The organism is Marinobacter sp. UBA3607, from assembly GCF_002375525.1.
In the GTDB taxonomy this organism is placed as follows: Bacteria; Pseudomonadota; Gammaproteobacteria; order Pseudomonadales; family Oleiphilaceae; genus Marinobacter; species Marinobacter vinifirmus.
The window spans coordinates 157239-172941 of the sequence record NZ_DFLY01000010.1; the positions used below are offsets into that span (position 1 = coordinate 157239).

The window sequence follows — 15703 nt, forward strand, 5'->3', positions numbered from 1 at the left end:
CCGGAGGCTGATCCCGCCAGTGGTGCGGACGAACACCAACCTGGGGCGGTCCAGTAACAAGGTAGATAACGCGTATGCTAAAAAAACTACTCATCGCTAACCGAGGCGAAATCGCCGTCCGGGTCATCCGCACAGCCAAGGCGCTGGGCTATCGAACCGTTGCCGTCTACTCCGAAGCCGACGCCAACGCCCTGCACGTTGAACAAGCCGACGAAGCCGTCTGCATCGGCCCGGCACAAGTGGCCGCCTCCTACCTGAACGCCGAAGCCATCCTCGATGCCGCCGCCAAAACCGGCGCCGACTGCATCCACCCCGGCTACGGATTCCTCTCCGAAAATGCAGGCTTCGCCAAAGCCATCAAACAAGCCGGCCTCACCTTCGTAGGCCCGCCCGAAAACGCCATCGAACTCATGGGCAGCAAACGCCGATCCAAAATCGCCATGCAGGAAGCCGGCGTACCGGTCGTCCCCGGTTACGAAGGCAACAACGCAACCGACGACGAACTCATCGCCGCCGCCAAGGACATCGGCTACCCCCTCATGCTCAAAGCCTCCGCCGGTGGCGGTGGCCGGGGCATGCGCCTGGTCGAGAGCGAAAGCGAGCTGGCCGACAACATCAAACGGGCCAGATCCGAAGCCAAACAGGCCTTCGGCGACGACGAGCTGATCATCGAAAAAGCCGTCATCGAACCCCGCCACGTAGAAATCCAGGTCTTTACTGACCGCCACGGCAATGCCGTGTACCTGGGCGAACGGGACTGCTCCGTGCAGCGCCGGCACCAGAAAGTCGTGGAAGAAGCGCCCTCGCCCTTCGTTACTCCGGAACTGCGCAAAGCCATGGGCGAAGCAGCCGTCAAAGCGGCCCTGGCCTGCGGTTACGAAGGCGCCGGTACCGTGGAATTTTTGGTCGACAAAGACCGTAACTTCTACTTCCTGGAAATGAACACCCGCCTGCAGGTAGAGCACCCGGTCACCGAACTGATTACCGGGCAGGATCTGGTGGCCTGGCAGCTGATGGTGGCCGAAGGCCGGCCACTGCCGCTGGCCCAGGATGAGATCGAACTCAATGGCCACGCCATCGAAGTGCGCCTGTACGCCGAAGACCCGGCCAACGGCTTTACCCCGCAAACCGGCACCCTGCACGAGTTCACTCCGGCCGAGGGCGAAGGCTTACGGTTCGACACCGGCGTGCGCTCCGGTGACGTGGTCAGTCCTCACTACGACCCCATGCTGGCGAAAGTCATCGCCTGGGGCCAGAACCGGGACGAAGCCCGCCGCCGCCTGATCCGGGCGCTTGAAGACACCACGGTGTTCGGCGTAACCACCAACCGCCACTTCCTCAGCCGCATCATCGCGGATGACACCTTCGGTGCCGGTGAAGCCACTACGGCGTTCCTGCAGCAGGCGTTCAAAGATCACCCATCGCTGGCACCGCAAGCACTGAGCATCCGCGAACTGGCCCTCAGCGCCTGCGCCCTGAGCCTCAACAGCGCCGGGCAGGAAGGCTGGAGCAACGCACCGGCCACAGTAATTCCCATGAAGCTGGAAATACAGGAAGACACCGTGGAATTGCTGGTGCGTCACAGTGGCCACAAACTGCTGGTCTCCCATGGCGATGACCACTATGAACTGCTGATCCAGAGCCACGAACAAGGCCAGCTGTGCATTATCGACAATGGTATTCGTCAGCGGTGCCAATACTCCCGGGCCGGTGATTCCCTATATTTGCAGGCACTCGGCCGGTCGTGGTCGGTAACCGACATCACCCACCAGCCTGCCACAGGTGCCCAGGGCGCCGGCAGTGGCCGTATCCAGGCCAGTATGGACGGGGCGATTATCGATGTGCTGGTTGCCGCCGGCGACACCGTACAACAAGGCCAGACGCTGGTGATCCTGGAAGCCATGAAAATGGAGCATCCGGTGAAAGCCGACAGGGATGGCACCGTGGCAACGGTGCACACCAGCAGCGGAGACCAGGTACGGCGCAGCCAGTTACTGGTAGAGCTGGCCGCCAGCGAAACCGAAGAACAAACACAATAACAGGCGCAGGGCAGCACCCCTGCCCTGTCAGCAACGGAACGGACGCGCCATGAGCCAAGACAACGTAACCGCCAGAGACCTGATGCGCAGCCTGCCGGGCGTATTGCGCCGGTTCCCATTCATCGCCAGGGGGCTTTATTACTACGCCGTTAAAGATGACAAAAAGGAACTGACACTGGGCAAGCTGGTGGAGCGCAATGCCAGCAAATACCCGAACCGGCCCGCGATACTGTGCGACGACCAGACCATCACCTGGCAGGAATTCGATGTCTGGAGCAACCGGATCGCCCACTATCTGAAAGACCAGGGCCTGGTAAAAGGCGATGCCATTGCCGTACTGCTCGATAACCGCCCGGAGCTGCTGGCCCTGGTGGCCGGCGCCGGCAAAGTGGGCGTGGCCTGTGCCATGCTCAACACCTCCCAGAAAGGCAAGGTGCTGACCCACAGCATCACCCTGATTGAACCGAAAATGCTGGTGGTCGGGGAAGAACTGCTGGAGCACGCCGAAGGCATTCGCAAAGAAATCGATCTTAAACACAGCACCCCGTTCCTTTACCTGGCCGACACCAACACCCTGAACATCTACGGCGACGCGCCGGAGGGCTACGTCAACCTGGCACAGGAAGTCAGCCGTTGCCCCTCGGCCCGGCCAACCCTGAGTAACCCGGTGGTAATGGGCGACACCGTGGTGTACCTGTACACCTCCGGCACCACCGGCCTGCCCAAGGCAGCCCCGGGTTCACACCGCAAATTCATCCGCGCCTACGGCGGCTTCGGCATGCTGTCCCTGGCCATGGAACCGGAAGACGTTCTCTACTGCACCCTGCCCCTTTACCACGGCACTGCGCTGCTGGTCTGCTGGGGCTCGGTACTGGCCGGCGGCTCGGCCATCGCCCTGCGCCGGAAATTCTCCGCCAGCGCCTTCTGGGACGATGTCCGCCGCTACAAAGCCACCACCTTCGGCTACGTGGGAGAACTCTGCCGCTATCTGCTCAACCAGCCTACCAGCGACCAGGACCGAAACCACAGCCTGACCAAGATGATCGGCAACGGCCTGCGTCCCTCTATCTGGAAGGAATTCAAGGAACGCTTCGGCATTGAAACCGTGGCAGAGCTGTACGCTTCCTCAGAGGGCAACATCGGCTTCAGCAACTTCTTCAACATGGACAACACCGTCGGCTTCTCCACCGCACCCTACAAACTGGTGAAATACCACGAAGGCACCCGGGACCCGATCCGCACCGAGAAAGGCCGGCTGGAAGAAGTGGAAAAAGGCGAACCGGGCTTACTGATTGGCGAAATCACCAAGAAGTGGGCATTTGAGGGTTACACCCAGAAAGAAGCCACCGAAAAATCTATCCTGCGAGACGCCTTCAAAAATGGCGACGCCTGGTTCAATACCGGCGACGTGCTGAAAGAAATCGGCTGCCGACACCTGCAGTTCGTCGATCGCATGGGTGACACCTTCCGCTGGAAGGGCGAAAACGTCTCCACCACCGAGGTGGAAAACATCATCGACGGCTCCGGCATGGTGCAGGAAGCCATCGTGTACGGCGTGGAAATCCCGAACACCAACGGCAAAGCCGGCATGGTGACCCTGGTGCCCCAGAATCCGGAGGCAGATTTTGATGTGGACAGGCTGTTCGCTTACCTGAGCGACAACCTGCCAGCTTATGCCGTTCCGGTGTTTGTGCGGGTAACCCACGCCATCGAGAAAACGGGAACCTTCAAGTACCGGAAGGTGGATATCCAGAAGCTCGGCTATTCCCTGGACCGGCCCCACGAGGAAGTCTATGCCTGGCTTCCCGGTACGTCCGGTTATACCCGACTGACGCCCAAGCTGGTTTCTGACATCGACTCTGGTGGGGTTCGGTTTTAGCCTTTCGCCCTGAGTTGGGGCCTGTTTTCGGCCCTAGCTTGTTGGTTTTGGGGGGTGCGGCCGGGTTGGGGCGCGCTTCCAAAAAACCGCTACAAGCACATCCCTGTGCGCTTCTCTCCGGCCATCCATGGCCTCCGAAATTTTTTGGAAGCGCGCCCCAACCCGACCAATCATAGCCCCAGTAATAGTCAGACGATTTCGGTCCCACCAGGACTTAATCTCCACTGACTATTACTCCGAGGCACGAACAGCGGGAGCGGGGTGTGGCCTCCCAAAAATGTGCGGAGCCATGGATGGCGGAGCAGAAGCGCCACAGGGATGTGCCGCAAGGAGCGGTTTTTGGGAGGCCACACCCCGCTCCCGTATACGCCCAAAGCCTCAGGCTAGGGGCCCAAGCTGACAAACCAAATCAAGCCCCGACACGAAGGACGACCTTGCCGGTAGCCCGACGACCCGTCAGGGCGCCCAGAGCTTCCGCGTATTGCTCGAAATCGAACACCTCGCTGACCTTCGGGTCGATTTTGCCCTCAGAGTACATCTGCAGCAGCTCCATCATGTTCTGTGCACTCACCTCCGGCTCGTTGCGGGTAAAGGCACCCCAGAACACACCAACCACCGAGCAGCCCTTCAACAACGTCAGGTTGGCCGGCACTTTCGGGATATCGCCGGCGGCGAAGCCGATGATCAGGTGGCGGCCGTTCCAGGCCATAGTGCGCAAGGCCTGTTCGGTGAAGTCGCCGCCGACCGGGTCGTAGATCACGTCCACACCTTTGCCCTTGGTGAGTTTCTTCACCGCGTCTTTCAGGGGCTCGTCGGTGTAGTTGATCAGCTCGTCGGCACCGGCATCCTTGGCGATGCGAAGCTTCTCGGAGCTGCTGGCCGCCGCAATCACTTTCGCACCCATGGCCTTGCCCAGTTCCACCGCTGCCAGGCCAACGCCACCGCTGGCGCCGAGCACCAGAAGGGTTTCGCCGGGCTGTAGGTTTGCGCGCTGTTTCAGTGCATAGTAGGAGGTACCGTACACCATCATAAAGCCGGCGGCTTTTTCATCCGGCATGTTGTCCGGTACCGGTAGCAGGTTGGATTCCGGGGCGACGACTTCTTCGGCAAAGGCGCCGAAACCGGTCAGGGCGGCTACCCGGTCGCCAGGTTTGAAGCGGGTAACCTTGTCGCCCACTTCAATGACTTCACCCGCCAGTTCGCCGCCCGGGGAAAATGGCATGGGGGGCTGCAGCTGGTACTTGCCTTCAATGATCAGGGTATCGGGAAAGTTCAGGCCGGCGGCTTTTACGCGGATTTTTACGCCCCGGTCGCCCATTTTCGGGCTGGGTACGTCTTCGATGACCAGTGTTTCGGCGGGGCCGTACTCTTTGCACAGAATAGCTTTCATGATCTCTCCTGATGGCGCCGCCGCACACAGGGGGCACCGTTGTTGTTCGGTATTTTATTGAGGGAGATCAAGCTAAACAGAGTTCCGGTATGAAGCAAATAAAGTTAGCTTATCGGACTTTATTAGCCAAGCTAATAACATCGCGTAAACCCTCCCACTTCAAGCACCTTGCGTTATCAACTGGATGAATCGCAGGCCATTTTCAGCTATGCTTCGCGCTCCCGTTCTGAATGCGTTTTTCGTCCACTTTCAGCCCCAGAGCCGGCCATGTTCGACATCATCTACACCCTTGAAATGATCGGCATTGTGGCGTTTGCCATTTCCGGCATGATTGTCGCGCGCTCGAAAAACATGGATCCGGTGGGGGTCTTTGCCATCGGCTTCATTACCGCACTGGGCGGCGGAACCCTGCGGGATCTGATCATGGACAACCATCCGCTTTACTGGATCAAGCACGAAGAGCAGCCGATCCTGATCCTGGCCATGGCTATTGTGTTCAGCTACTGGAGCCGGGCCCACAGCCTGAAAGAGTCCCGCATTGTGTTTCCGGATGCCATCGGGCTGGGTATTTTCTCCATCCTCGGCGCCCAGCTGGCGCTGGACCTTGGGCATTCGTGGTTTATTGCGTCCATGTTGGGGGTGATGACCGGGTGCTTTGGCGGCGCGCTTCGCGACACCCTGTGCAACGAAGTGCCGTTTATCTTCCGCAAAGACCAGATCTACGCCTCCATCGCGTTTGCCGGCTGCTGGCTCTATTTCGTCTGCCAGTGGTTCCTGGAAAGCGAGTCGCTCGCCCTGACCATCGGTCTGTCATTTATTGTCATTGTGCGAATGGCCGCCGTGCGTTTTGATATCCGTCTACAGAGAGATAACGCGGCTCACTGAACTGTCAATCATCCCTTGGCCTGAGGCCCGTGAGCCGGTAACATTGCCGTTTTTTCATCCAGTTCACGATTTCCGCACGTCAAAAGATTTTAAACTCCAACCCAGGCATCCTGAGAGGCAGACCCCCGTCATGCTTGAACGACTGTTCCAACTCCAGGCCCACGGCACTACTGTTCGTAAAGAAGTGGTAGCGGGCATTACCACCTTCCTGACCATGGCTTACATTATCGTGGTCAACCCCAGCCTACTTTCTTCCACCGGCATGGATTTCGGCGCCGTGTTCGTGGCGACCTGCCTGGCGGCGGTCATCGGCACCCTGATCATGGGCCTGTGGGCCAACTACCCCATCGCGCTTGCCCCGGGCATGGGCCTGAACGCGTTCTTCTCGTTCACGGTGGTTGGCAGCATGGGCTACAGCTGGCAGGTGGCGCTGGGGGCAGTGTTCCTGTCCGGCTTGCTGTTCTTCCTGCTGAGCATTTTCAAGGTGCGGGAATGGATCATCAATTCCATCCCCCTTTCACTGCGATTCGGCATTTCCGCAGGTATCGGTTTCTTCCTGGCCCTGATTGCCCTGAAGAATGCCGGCATTGTGGTAGATCATCCCGCTACCCTGGTCAGCCTGGGTGATGTGAAGGTACCCGAGGCCCTGCTGTTCTTTGCCGGCTTTGTGCTGATCTGTGCGCTCTCCTTCCGCCAGGTTACCGGTTCTGTGATGATCGGCATTATTGCTATAACCGCCGCCGCCATGATGCTGGGCATGGTGGAGTATCAGGGTATTGTGTCTGCACCGCCGAGCATCGCCCCCACCTTTATGCAACTTGACCTGGCCGGCGCCCTGAACGTTGGCATGATCAGCGTGGTCTTTGCCTTCCTGTTTGTAGACCTGTTCGACACCTCCGGCACCCTGGTGGGCGCGGCCCAGAAAGGCGGTTTGCTGGACAAGGACGGCAAACTGCCGCGCCTGGGCCGGGCCCTGATGTCTGACTCTGTTGCCACCATGTCTGGCGCCGCACTGGGTACATCCACCACCACCAGTTACGTGGAATCCACTGCCGGTATCGCGGCCGGCGGCCGCACCGGCCTGACCGCAGTTGTGGTCGCCCTGCTGTTCCTGGCTTGCCTGCTGTTCTCACCCATTGCCAGTGTGATCCCGCCCTATGCCACAGCCCCGGCCCTGCTGTACGTGGCCTGCCTGATGGCCAGCGGGCTGAAACTGATCGACTGGGACGACATCACCGACACCGCACCGGCTATCGTGACCGCCCTGATGATGCCGCTGACGTTCTCCATCGCCCACGGCATTGCCCTTGGCTTCATCACCTATGTGGCGGTGAAAGCCCTGGCTGGCCGCTGGTCTGACCTGAACTGGAGCGTCACCGTGATTGCCGTCGTCTTCGTTCTGAAATTCATGTTCCTGGACCTGGCATAAGCCGGGTCCATACAGGTGAGTTATGGATTATTTTTCCGAAAGTATTAAAAAGGCCATCCGCACGGTACCGGACTGGCCCAAACCGGGGGTGTCGTTCCTCGACATCACCACGGTGCTGCAGGACAAAACAGCTTTTCGAAAGCTGATCGACGCCTTCGTGCACCGCTACCACGGCCAGCATATCGATGCCGTGGCCGCGGTTGATGCCCGCGGCTTCATCATCGGCTCGGCCCTGGCCTATGAGCTGAACGCCTCGCTGGTGCTGGTGCGCAAGAAAGGCAAGCTGCCGTTCGACACCATGGTGGAAGACTACGAGCTGGAATACGGCACCGCGTCTGTTGAATTGCACAAAGATGCCTTCAAGCCCGGCGACAAGGTGGTGCTGGTGGACGACCTGATCGCTACAGGTGGCACCATGCTGGCCGCAACCCGGCTGATCCGCCGCATTGGCGCGGAAATTGTGGAAGTGGCCGCGATGATCGATTTGCCGGATCTGGGCGGCTCCCGCAAGCTGCAGGAAGAAGGCCTGCAGGTTTATACTGTGTGTTCATTCGACGGAGAATAACCACAGTTACAGGAGGCGACCATGCCCGATTATCAGCACCACTGGAAAGACGGTACCCCCGTTCACCTGCCCCTTGGCAAGATCGTGTGCATTGGTCGCAACTACGCCGAACACGCCCGGGAACTGAATAACCCAGTGCCGGACGAGCCGCTGCTGTTTATCAAACCCTCTACAGCAGCGGTGCACATCACCCGCCCGCTGGATTTCCCCCGCAATCAGGGCGCGGTGCACTTTGAAACCGAACTGGCGGTACTCATCGGCCGCCCACTCACCCATGCTTCCGAGAGCGAAGCTGAAGCTGCCATTCTGGGTTACGGCCTGGCGCTGGACCTGACCCTTCGGGATATCCAAAGCAAGCTCAAGGAAAAGGGCCAGCCCTGGGAACGGGCCAAGGCCTTTGACGGCGCCTGCCCGCTCTCGCCTTTCGTGCCCGCCGACAAACTTCCGAAGGACAACATTCACTTCACCCTGGACATTAACGGCCAGCGCCAACAGACCGGCGACACCCGTGATATGCTGAACCCCATCGTACCGCTGATTGCCCACATGAGCAGCCAGTTCACCCTGCGACCGGGGGACGTGGTGCTGACCGGAACCCCGAAAGGCGTTGGCCCGCTGGAATCCGGCCAGACCCTGTCGCTGGAACTGGAAGATCTGCTGTTTGTGGAAACCACAGTGGTCTGAAATGCCTGCCTGAACGCATATTCAGGCACATCATCAGTTTCAGGGAACACCCAGCACCATGGCGAAGAAACCGGTAACCTCACGCACAGGTCGATTCTTCAAACTGGCCGGCATGACCGCCTCGGTGGCCGGCCAGTACGCTGGCCAAAGGGCACGGCGTATGTTCCGCACCGTGGATGACGAAAGCGCCCGCAGCGAAAGCTACACCCGCATGGCCGACGAGATTGCCGATACCCTGGGCGAGCTCAAGGGCGCCGTTATGAAAGTGGGCCAGATTGCCTCCCAGACCCAGGACTTCCTGCCCAAGGAGTTCTCCCAGGCGCTGGAAAAACTCCAGAAAGAAGCCCCACCCATGCCCTTCGAGGTCATTCTGGAACAGGTGGAAAGCGAACTGGGCAAACCGGTGGGCGAGTTGTTCGAATACCTTCAGGAAACACCCTACGCCTCCGCCTCCATCGGCCAGGTACACCGCGCCCGCCTGCACGACGGCACTGACGTGATCGTAAAGGTCCAGTACCCTGGCGTGGACGAATCCTGCGATTCAGACCTGAAACAGCTGCGCCTGGCCCTGAAACTGGGCGGCCTTTTGAGAATGCCGAAGGAAACGGTAGACCAGCTGTTCGGCGAAATCCGCCTGCGCCTGAAAGAAGAACTGGATTACGAAAACGAAGCCCGCAACCTGAAACTCTTCCACGACTTCCACAAAGACCAGCCGTGGGTACTGATTCCGGAAGTGATCGACAGCCACTCCACCCGTCGGGTTCTGACCCTGGAGCTGGTGGAGGGCGACCACGTCAGCAAGGTCACACCCGAACGCTACAGCCAGGAAACCCTCAACGAAATCGGCCACCGCATCTTCACCATCATGGCCGACCAGCTGTTCCGCTTCCAGTGCATCCACGGCGACCCCCACGCTGGCAACTTCGCCTACCGGCCGGATGGCACCATCATCATGTATGACTTTGGCTGCGTGAAGAAACTGAAGCCGGAGATTGTAGAAGCCTACCGCAAGGCACTGATTGCCGCGCTGGATGAAGACTACCAGGCGCTGGACGAATATCTGATTGATCTGGGCGCCCGCGTGGATAACCAGCCGGCGGTAGACGAAGCCTACTACGCCATGTGGCGCGACATACTGATTATTCCGTTCCTGAACGATGAACCTTACGACTTTGCCGAGGCAGACATCCACAAGCACGTCGCGGCGAAAACCAGTACGGTGTTCAAGTATCTGGATTACTTCAAGCCGCCAGTGGAAAGTATCTTTATTGACCGAATGATTGCCGGGCATTACTGGATGTTAAAAAGACTCGGCGTACAGGCCGCATTCAGAAGTGAATTAGAGAAATACCTGCGAAGTTGAGGCAAGAGTCCTGTCGGGGAGGGCCTTCCAAAACTGTGCGGAGCCATGGATGGCGGAGCCCAAGCGCCACAGGGATGTGCCGAAGGAGCGTGTTTTGGAAGGCCCTCCCCGACAGGACTCCATTCTCCAAAATCAGAGAAAGCTCGAAACCCACTCCCTCAGGCCATCGCTGGCACCTTTCCGGATCACTCTGGCACGTGAAACCGAGGCTGGTTCTCCCGGATCAATCACGGTGATGGGCACATCGATGTCCACTTCGTAGACCAGCCCAGCGGCCGGGTATACCTGTAGTGACGTTCCCACAATCAGTAACTGGTCTGCCGTGCGCACCACTTCTGCAGCGGCATCCAGCATCGGCACTTCCTCACCAAACCAGACGATGTGCGGCCGGAGCTGGGCACCGAGGTCACAGGTGTCACCGGGCTTGATGTCGTTGTAGCCGATATCGTAGATCAGCTCGGGATTCACCGAGCTGCGGGCCTTGGTGAGTTCACCGTGAAGGTGGATCACGTTGGAGGAGCCGCCCCGCTCGTGCAGGTCATCCACGTTCTGGGTGACTACGGTAACCCGGTAGCGGTTTTCCAGTTCGGCTAGCAGGCGGTGGGCCGGGTTCGGCTGAGCCGACAGCAACTGCCGGCGGCGTTCGTTGTAGAACCGTAACACCAGGTCACGGTTGCGTTCGAACGCCTCCGGCGTGGCTACGTCGTACACACTGTGCTGCTCCCACAACCCGCCGTTGTCACGGAAGGTGGAGAGGCCGCTTTCGGCGCTGATGCCAGCGCCGGTGAGCACTACGATGTGCTCTTGCATCAGTCGAAGATCTTGCCCGGGTTGATGATACCGTTGGGGTCGAACACCTGCTTGATACCTTTAAGATAGGCGATTTCCGCCTCGCTGCGGGTGTAATGCAGGTAGGGCTTCTTGGTCATGCCCACGCCGTGCTCGGCAGACACACTGCCCTGGTAACGCTCGACAATCTCGAACACCCACTTGTTCACCTGCTGGCACTTCTCGAAGAAGTCTTCCTTGGCCATGTCTTCCGGCTTCAGGATGTTCAGGTGCAGGTTGCCGTCGCCGATGTGGCCGAACCAGATGATTTCGAAGTCCGGGTAATGCTCGGTGACGACGTCGTCGATTTCCTGCAGGAAGCCCGGCACCTTCGAGACCACCACAGAGATGTCGTTTTTATAGGGAATGCGCGGGGCGATAGATTCGGAGATCCGCTCCCGCAGCTGCCACAGGTTCTGGGCCTGGGTTTCGCTCTGGCTGATCACTCCGTCCAGCACCCAGCCTTCCTCTACGCAGTGTTCGAACAGGGACATGGCATCGTCCATCACCTGATCGGATACCGCCTCGAATTCCAGCAGCGCGTAGTAAGGCGCTTCGGTCTCGAACGGGGCCTGCACCTGGCCGTGGGCCAGTACGTGGTTCATGGCCTGGTGGGAGAAAAATTCGTAGGCGGTCAGGTCCAGCTTGCTCTGGAACTTCTGCAGCACATCCATGGTGTTGGTCAGGTCGCCCAGGCCCAGAACCAGTACCGTGAGGTTATCCGGCTGGCGGGTAAGCTTCATGGTGGCTTCGGTAATGAAGCCCAGGGTGCCCTCGGCGCCGATAAACAGGTGGCGCAGGTCGTAGCCGGTATTGTTCTTTTCCAGGTCCTTGTTCAGGTCCAGGATATCGCCCTTGCCGGTGACCACTTTCAGGCCGGCTACCCAGTCGCGGCTCATGCCATAGCGGATCACCTTGATGCCGCCGGCGTTGGTAGACAGGTTTCCACCCAGCTGGCTGGAACCGGCAGAGGCGAAGTCCACCGGGTAGTACAGGCCGTTTTCCTCGGCGAAGTTCTGCAGCTGTTCGGTGACCACGCCCGACTGGCAACGTACCGTGCGGTCGCTGGCATTGAATTCCAGGATCTGGTTCATGTTATCGAACGCCACCACCACCTCGCCGTTGGCGGCAACGGCGCCGGCGCTCAGGCCGGTACGCCCGCCGGACGGTACCAGGGCCACCTTGTGCTCGTTGGCAAACTTCACCACGGCCTGCACCTGCTCGGTGGTCTTCGGCAGTACGATCGCCAGGGGCTTGGGCGGATGGATTTTGGTCCAGTCCTTGCCATAGGTGTCCAGGTCGGCCGGATCGGTCAGAACCTTGCCCGGAGCGTCGCCGGTAGCCACCAGCTCTTTAAGGGAAGCAATGATCTGTTCGGAATTCATGGGTGTGTCTGTCTCTCAGGTTGGGCCGCGCGTGGTCAGAAGGCGTTCACAAAGAATTGATTCAGGCAAACCGGCGCGCTGTGAAAATCTCCGTTTATGGTATCATACCGCCCCTGTTCTGTGAGCCGGGTTGACGATCCCCGGCCGCGGTCATTTCACGTGACGAAAGGTTCGGAAGCTAGCCCATGTCAAATACGTCTCTCGAAAAGAGCAAAATCCGGATCCTGCTGCTGGAAGGCGTGCATCAATCTGCCATTGATACCCTGAACGCTGCGGGTTACACCAACATCGAGTACCTGACCCATTCACTGGGCGAGGAAGACCTGATCGAGAAGATTGCCGATGCGCACTTCGTCGGTATCCGGTCTCGCACCCAGCTGACCGAGAAAGTATTTGAAGCTGCCAAGAAGCTGGTGGCTGTGGGCTGTTTCTGCATCGGCACCAACCAGGTGGACCTGCAGGCAGCAACCCGCCGTGGTGTTGCCGTTTTCAACGCACCTTTCTCCAACACCCGTTCCGTAGCCGAGCTGGTTCTGGCCCAGGCCATCCTGCTGCTGCGTGGCGTGCCCGAGAAGAGCGCCAAGGCGCATCGGGGTGAGTGGACCAAGTCCGCCAAGAACAGCTACGAAATCCGTGGCAAGAAGCTGGGCATCATCGGCTACGGCAACATCGGTACCCAGTTCAGTGTCCTGGCCGAGAGCCTGGGCATGGACGTGTATTTCTACGACGTGGTTTCCAAGCTGTCGATCGGTAACGCCACCCAGGTGGGCACCCTGCAGGAACTGCTGAACATCGCAGACGTGGTTTCCCTGCACGTACCGGAAACCCCGGCCACCAAGTACATGTTCAAGGCCGAGCAGTTCGCCCAGATGAAGCCTGGTTCCATCCTGATGAACGCGTCCCGCGGCACCGTGGTCGACATCGACGCGCTGGCCGACGCCCTGCGCTCCGGCAAGCTGCTGGGTGCTGCGGTAGACGTATTCCCGGTTGAGCCGAAGTCCAACGATGAAGAGTTTGTATCTCCGCTGCGCGAATTCGACAACTGCATCCTGACCCCGCACGTGGGTGGCTCCACCATCGAAGCCCAGGAAAACATCGGCCGTGAAGTGGCCGAGAAGCTGGCCATGTACAGCGACAACGGCACCTCTGTGTCTTCCGTGAACTTCCCGGAAGTGGCACTGCCGTCGCACCCGAACCAGCACCGTCTGCTGCACATTCACGAGAACGTGCCGGGCGTGATGTCCGAGATCAACCAGGTGTTCTCCGAGAACAGCATCAACGTGTGCGGCCAGTACCTGCAGACCAAGGAAGACATCGGCTATGTGGTTATCGATGTCGACAAGGCCTACGGCGAACTGGCCCTGGAAAAACTGCGTCAGGTGAAAGGCACGATTCGCTGCCGCGTTCTGTTCTGAACCGGTTTTCACCAGCCGTAAAAAAACCCCGCAGGCTTTCGCCTCCGGGGTTTTTCTTTTGCGCTGGGAGCGGAGAATTACTGCTCCATCGGCACCAGCGTCAGCTCAACGCGACGGTTTTGCTCACGGCCCGCTGAGGTATCGTTAGAAGCAACCGGGTAGCGCTCGCCATAACCGGTCGCACGGGTACGGCGCGGCTCGATGCCCTGGTTCAGCAGGAAGTCCCGCACTGAAGAAGCACGGCGCTCACTCAGCAGCTGGTTGTAGCTGTCGGAACCGGTGCTGTCTGTGTGGCCTTCAATCTGGATGATGGTCTTGTCGAACTCTTTCAGTACCAGGGCTACAGACTCCAGGGTGCCGGTAAAGCCGGAACGGATGCTGGACTGGTCTGTGTCAAAGGTGATGTTGCCAGGCATAACCAGCTCGATCTGGTCGCCATTACGGACGACGCGAACACCGGTGCCTTCCAGCTTCTGACGCAGCTGCGCTTCCTGGCGGTCCATGTAGTAACCGATACCACCACCGACAGCCGCACCACTGGCAGCGCCGATCAGGGCACCCTTGCCGCGATCACTGTTGCTGGATGTAGCCGCACCCACGACAGCACCGCCCAGGGCACCGATAATGCTGCCCTTGGTGGCGTTAGAGGTTTTCTCTTCGCCGGTGTACGGGTCGTACGTCATGCAGCCACTCATACCAACGGTGGCAACTGCGAAAGCAAGGATTGTCTTCTTCATGGTTTTCTCCTGCGTCGGTTTTTCTTGCGGCCCTGCCAGATCCGGCGCCGGCCATTTCATTCCGAGAATGTTTCAATAATGGTGTTAAACACCGTAGCCTGCAAATCCTGGGCTTCGTTTACCAGATGATGACGACCATCCGGGATTCTTCGTTCCCTCACAGAGGAAAATTTATTGCGGATAATGCGCAGATTGTGCTGCCAGTCTACGGTGGTGTCTTTCTCGCCCTGCACCACGGTAACCGGAAAATCCACCGGCCTGGCCGACTCGATGTGCGGCACCCATTTTTTCAGGGCCGTTACCCAATCAACGTGCACCGCGCGAGCCTGGAGCGGATCATGCTCCCGCAAAAACTGCAGAAACCGCGTATTCCCGCTGTTTTCGTTAAAGGCTCGCTTCCATCGGGTCAGAAACGGTTTGACCACACTGTGCAGCACTCTGGCACCTAACCAGCCCATGGGCCGAACGAGGGGCGCCAGCAGGACCACTCTCCGGAATGCGGAGGTGTCCTGATCGTGGTGGTTGGACAGCAGGTAGTCAATCAGGATCGCCCCACCAGTACTCTGGCCCACAGCAAACCAGGGCCCGCGCACCATGTCTTTCACCTCGGCCATGACCTCAGACAACACCGCCTGGTATTCCAGGAAACTGCCAATGGCTGCCGGTGTACCGCTGGACAGCCCGTGCCCGGGCTGGTCGTAGGTCAGCACGTCAAAACCGGCGCCCAGGCAACGGTCAATCAGCTGGGTATACAGCCCCACGTGGTCAAAGTAACCATGCAGGATGAACACCGTGCCCTTGCTCCCTGCCGCCTCCGGCAGCCGGAAGTAATGCACCATGACTTCGTGCCGGTCTGCCTTTACGTAGCCCTGATGGTAAGCCACCTCCGGGTGCTCCACCCAGAGATCCAGGCCGTAAAAACGGCAATAGGCTTCCATCTCAACACTGAGGTCCCGGCGCTCGGCCGGGTCGAAAGGCTCCAGACGCTCCAGCAGGGAATGTCTGTCCCAATTCGGTATTTCTATGGTATCTGTTTTCCAGTACACGTAGAGTTAAACGCCTGTCATGAATCAATAATTGACCGTCATCCTAACCCATTCACGA

The 15703-nt window shown here is 59.2% G+C and carries 13 protein-coding genes; 8 read left to right on the plus strand and 5 right to left on the minus strand.

All coding sequences use genetic code 11. The annotated features are described in order from the left end of the window. Positions 1 to 74 precede the first annotated feature (74 nt). Together B2589_RS03230 and B2589_RS03235 are read left to right on the plus strand one after the other, a co-directional pair. Positions 75 to 2039, plus strand: coding sequence for an acetyl/propionyl/methylcrotonyl-CoA carboxylase subunit alpha (locus B2589_RS03230; RefSeq protein WP_286815598.1), 1965 nt, complete (start codon positions 75 to 77; stop codon positions 2037 to 2039). Between the two features lie 49 nt (positions 2040 to 2088). Further along, positions 2089 to 3918 (plus strand): long-chain-acyl-CoA synthetase, encoded by a 1830-nt coding sequence (locus B2589_RS03235; protein ID WP_286815599.1) that lies wholly within the window; start codon positions 2089 to 2091, stop codon positions 3916 to 3918. 409 nt (positions 3919 to 4327) lie between these two features. On the opposite strand, the gene B2589_RS03240 is transcribed toward B2589_RS03235, so the two are convergent. After that, positions 4328 to 5308 (minus strand): NADPH:quinone oxidoreductase family protein, encoded by a 981-nt coding sequence (locus B2589_RS03240; protein ID WP_094623857.1) that lies wholly within the window; start codon positions 5306 to 5308, stop codon positions 4328 to 4330. A 267-nt stretch (positions 5309 to 5575) separates the two neighbouring features. Between B2589_RS03240 and B2589_RS03245 the strand changes: the two genes are divergently transcribed. The 5 genes from B2589_RS03245 to B2589_RS03265 all read left to right on the plus strand — a co-directional run bounded on the left by B2589_RS03245 (position 5576) and on the right by B2589_RS03265 (position 10234). Then, the gene (locus tag B2589_RS03245) at positions 5576 to 6193 is read left to right on the plus strand and encodes a trimeric intracellular cation channel family protein (protein WP_094623856.1); all 618 of its coding nucleotides are present in this window, start codon (positions 5576 to 5578) and stop codon (positions 6191 to 6193) included. Positions 6194 to 6323: 130 nt separating this feature from the next. Further along, entirely contained in the window at positions 6324 to 7622 is a 1299-nt protein-coding gene (locus B2589_RS03250; RefSeq protein WP_199458009.1) for an NCS2 family permease, read from the plus strand. 22 nt (positions 7623 to 7644) lie between these two features. Next, positions 7645 to 8187: an adenine phosphoribosyltransferase gene (locus B2589_RS03255; protein WP_286815600.1), complete on the plus strand. Its 543-nt coding sequence runs from the start codon at positions 7645 to 7647 to the stop codon at positions 8185 to 8187. A gap of 21 nt (positions 8188 to 8208) precedes the next feature. Continuing rightward, positions 8209 to 8871, plus strand: a complete 663-nt coding sequence (locus B2589_RS03260) for a fumarylacetoacetate hydrolase family protein (protein WP_199458008.1) — start codon at positions 8209 to 8211, stop codon at positions 8869 to 8871. Positions 8872 to 8929: 58 nt separating this feature from the next. Beyond that, a complete protein-coding gene (locus tag B2589_RS03265) occupies positions 8930 to 10234 on the plus strand; it encodes an ABC1 kinase family protein (protein WP_286815601.1) in 1305 nt (434 codons plus the stop codon). Positions 10235 to 10366: 132 nt separating this feature from the next. On the opposite strand, the gene B2589_RS03270 is transcribed toward B2589_RS03265, so the two are convergent. Then, a complete protein-coding gene (locus B2589_RS03270) occupies positions 10367 to 11044 on the minus strand; it encodes an SIR2 family NAD-dependent protein deacylase (RefSeq protein ID WP_286815602.1) in 678 nt (225 codons plus the stop codon). Then, the gene (locus tag B2589_RS03275) at positions 11044 to 12447 is read right to left on the minus strand and encodes an FAD-binding oxidoreductase (RefSeq protein WP_286815603.1); all 1404 of its coding nucleotides are present in this window, start codon (positions 12445 to 12447) and stop codon (positions 11044 to 11046) included. The genes B2589_RS03270 and B2589_RS03275 overlap by 1 nt, the downstream gene beginning before the upstream one ends. A 185-nt stretch (positions 12448 to 12632) precedes the next feature. On the opposite strand from B2589_RS03275, the gene serA reads away from it, so the two are divergent. After that, the gene (gene serA, locus B2589_RS03280) at positions 12633 to 13862 is read left to right on the plus strand and encodes a phosphoglycerate dehydrogenase (protein ID WP_286815604.1); all 1230 of its coding nucleotides are present in this window, start codon (positions 12633 to 12635) and stop codon (positions 13860 to 13862) included. A gap of 77 nt (positions 13863 to 13939) precedes the next feature. Here serA and B2589_RS03285 read toward each other — a convergent pair whose 3' ends face one another. Both B2589_RS03285 and B2589_RS03290 read right to left on the minus strand, forming a co-directional pair. Then, a complete protein-coding gene (locus B2589_RS03285) occupies positions 13940 to 14599 on the minus strand; it encodes an OmpA family protein (protein ID WP_286815605.1) in 660 nt (219 codons plus the stop codon). Between the two features lie 56 nt (positions 14600 to 14655). After that, positions 14656 to 15645, minus strand: coding sequence for an alpha/beta hydrolase (locus tag B2589_RS03290; RefSeq protein WP_199458003.1), 990 nt, complete (start codon positions 15643 to 15645; stop codon positions 14656 to 14658). Between the last annotated feature and the right edge of the window lie 58 nt (positions 15646 to 15703).

Bases quoted from the DNA above. Each gene is read 5' to 3' on its own strand.
- B2589_RS03230 (WP_286815598.1), top strand. From the start codon at position 75: ATGCTAAAAAAACTACTCATCGCTAACCGAGGCGAAATCGCCGTCCGG.
- B2589_RS03270 (WP_286815602.1), bottom strand. From the start codon at position 11,044: ATGCAAGAGCACATCGTAGTGCTCACCGGCGCTGGCATCAGCGCCGAA.
- B2589_RS03260 (WP_199458008.1), top strand. From the start codon at position 8,209: ATGCCCGATTATCAGCACCACTGGAAAGACGGTACCCCCGTTCACCTG.
- B2589_RS03265 (WP_286815601.1), top strand. From the start codon at position 8,930: ATGGCGAAGAAACCGGTAACCTCACGCACAGGTCGATTCTTCAAACTG.
- B2589_RS03250 (WP_199458009.1), top strand. From the start codon at position 6,324: ATGCTTGAACGACTGTTCCAACTCCAGGCCCACGGCACTACTGTTCGT.
- B2589_RS03275 (WP_286815603.1), bottom strand. From the start codon at position 12,447: ATGAATTCCGAACAGATCATTGCTTCCCTTAAAGAGCTGGTGGCTACC.
- serA (WP_286815604.1), top strand. From the start codon at position 12,633: ATGTCAAATACGTCTCTCGAAAAGAGCAAAATCCGGATCCTGCTGCTG.
- B2589_RS03245 (WP_094623856.1), top strand. From the start codon at position 5,576: ATGTTCGACATCATCTACACCCTTGAAATGATCGGCATTGTGGCGTTT.
- B2589_RS03285 (WP_286815605.1), bottom strand. From the start codon at position 14,599: ATGAAGAAGACAATCCTTGCTTTCGCAGTTGCCACCGTTGGTATGAGT.
- B2589_RS03235 (WP_286815599.1), top strand. From the start codon at position 2,089: ATGAGCCAAGACAACGTAACCGCCAGAGACCTGATGCGCAGCCTGCCG.
- B2589_RS03255 (WP_286815600.1), top strand. From the start codon at position 7,645: ATGGATTATTTTTCCGAAAGTATTAAAAAGGCCATCCGCACGGTACCG.
- B2589_RS03240 (WP_094623857.1), bottom strand. From the start codon at position 5,308: ATGAAAGCTATTCTGTGCAAAGAGTACGGCCCCGCCGAAACACTGGTC.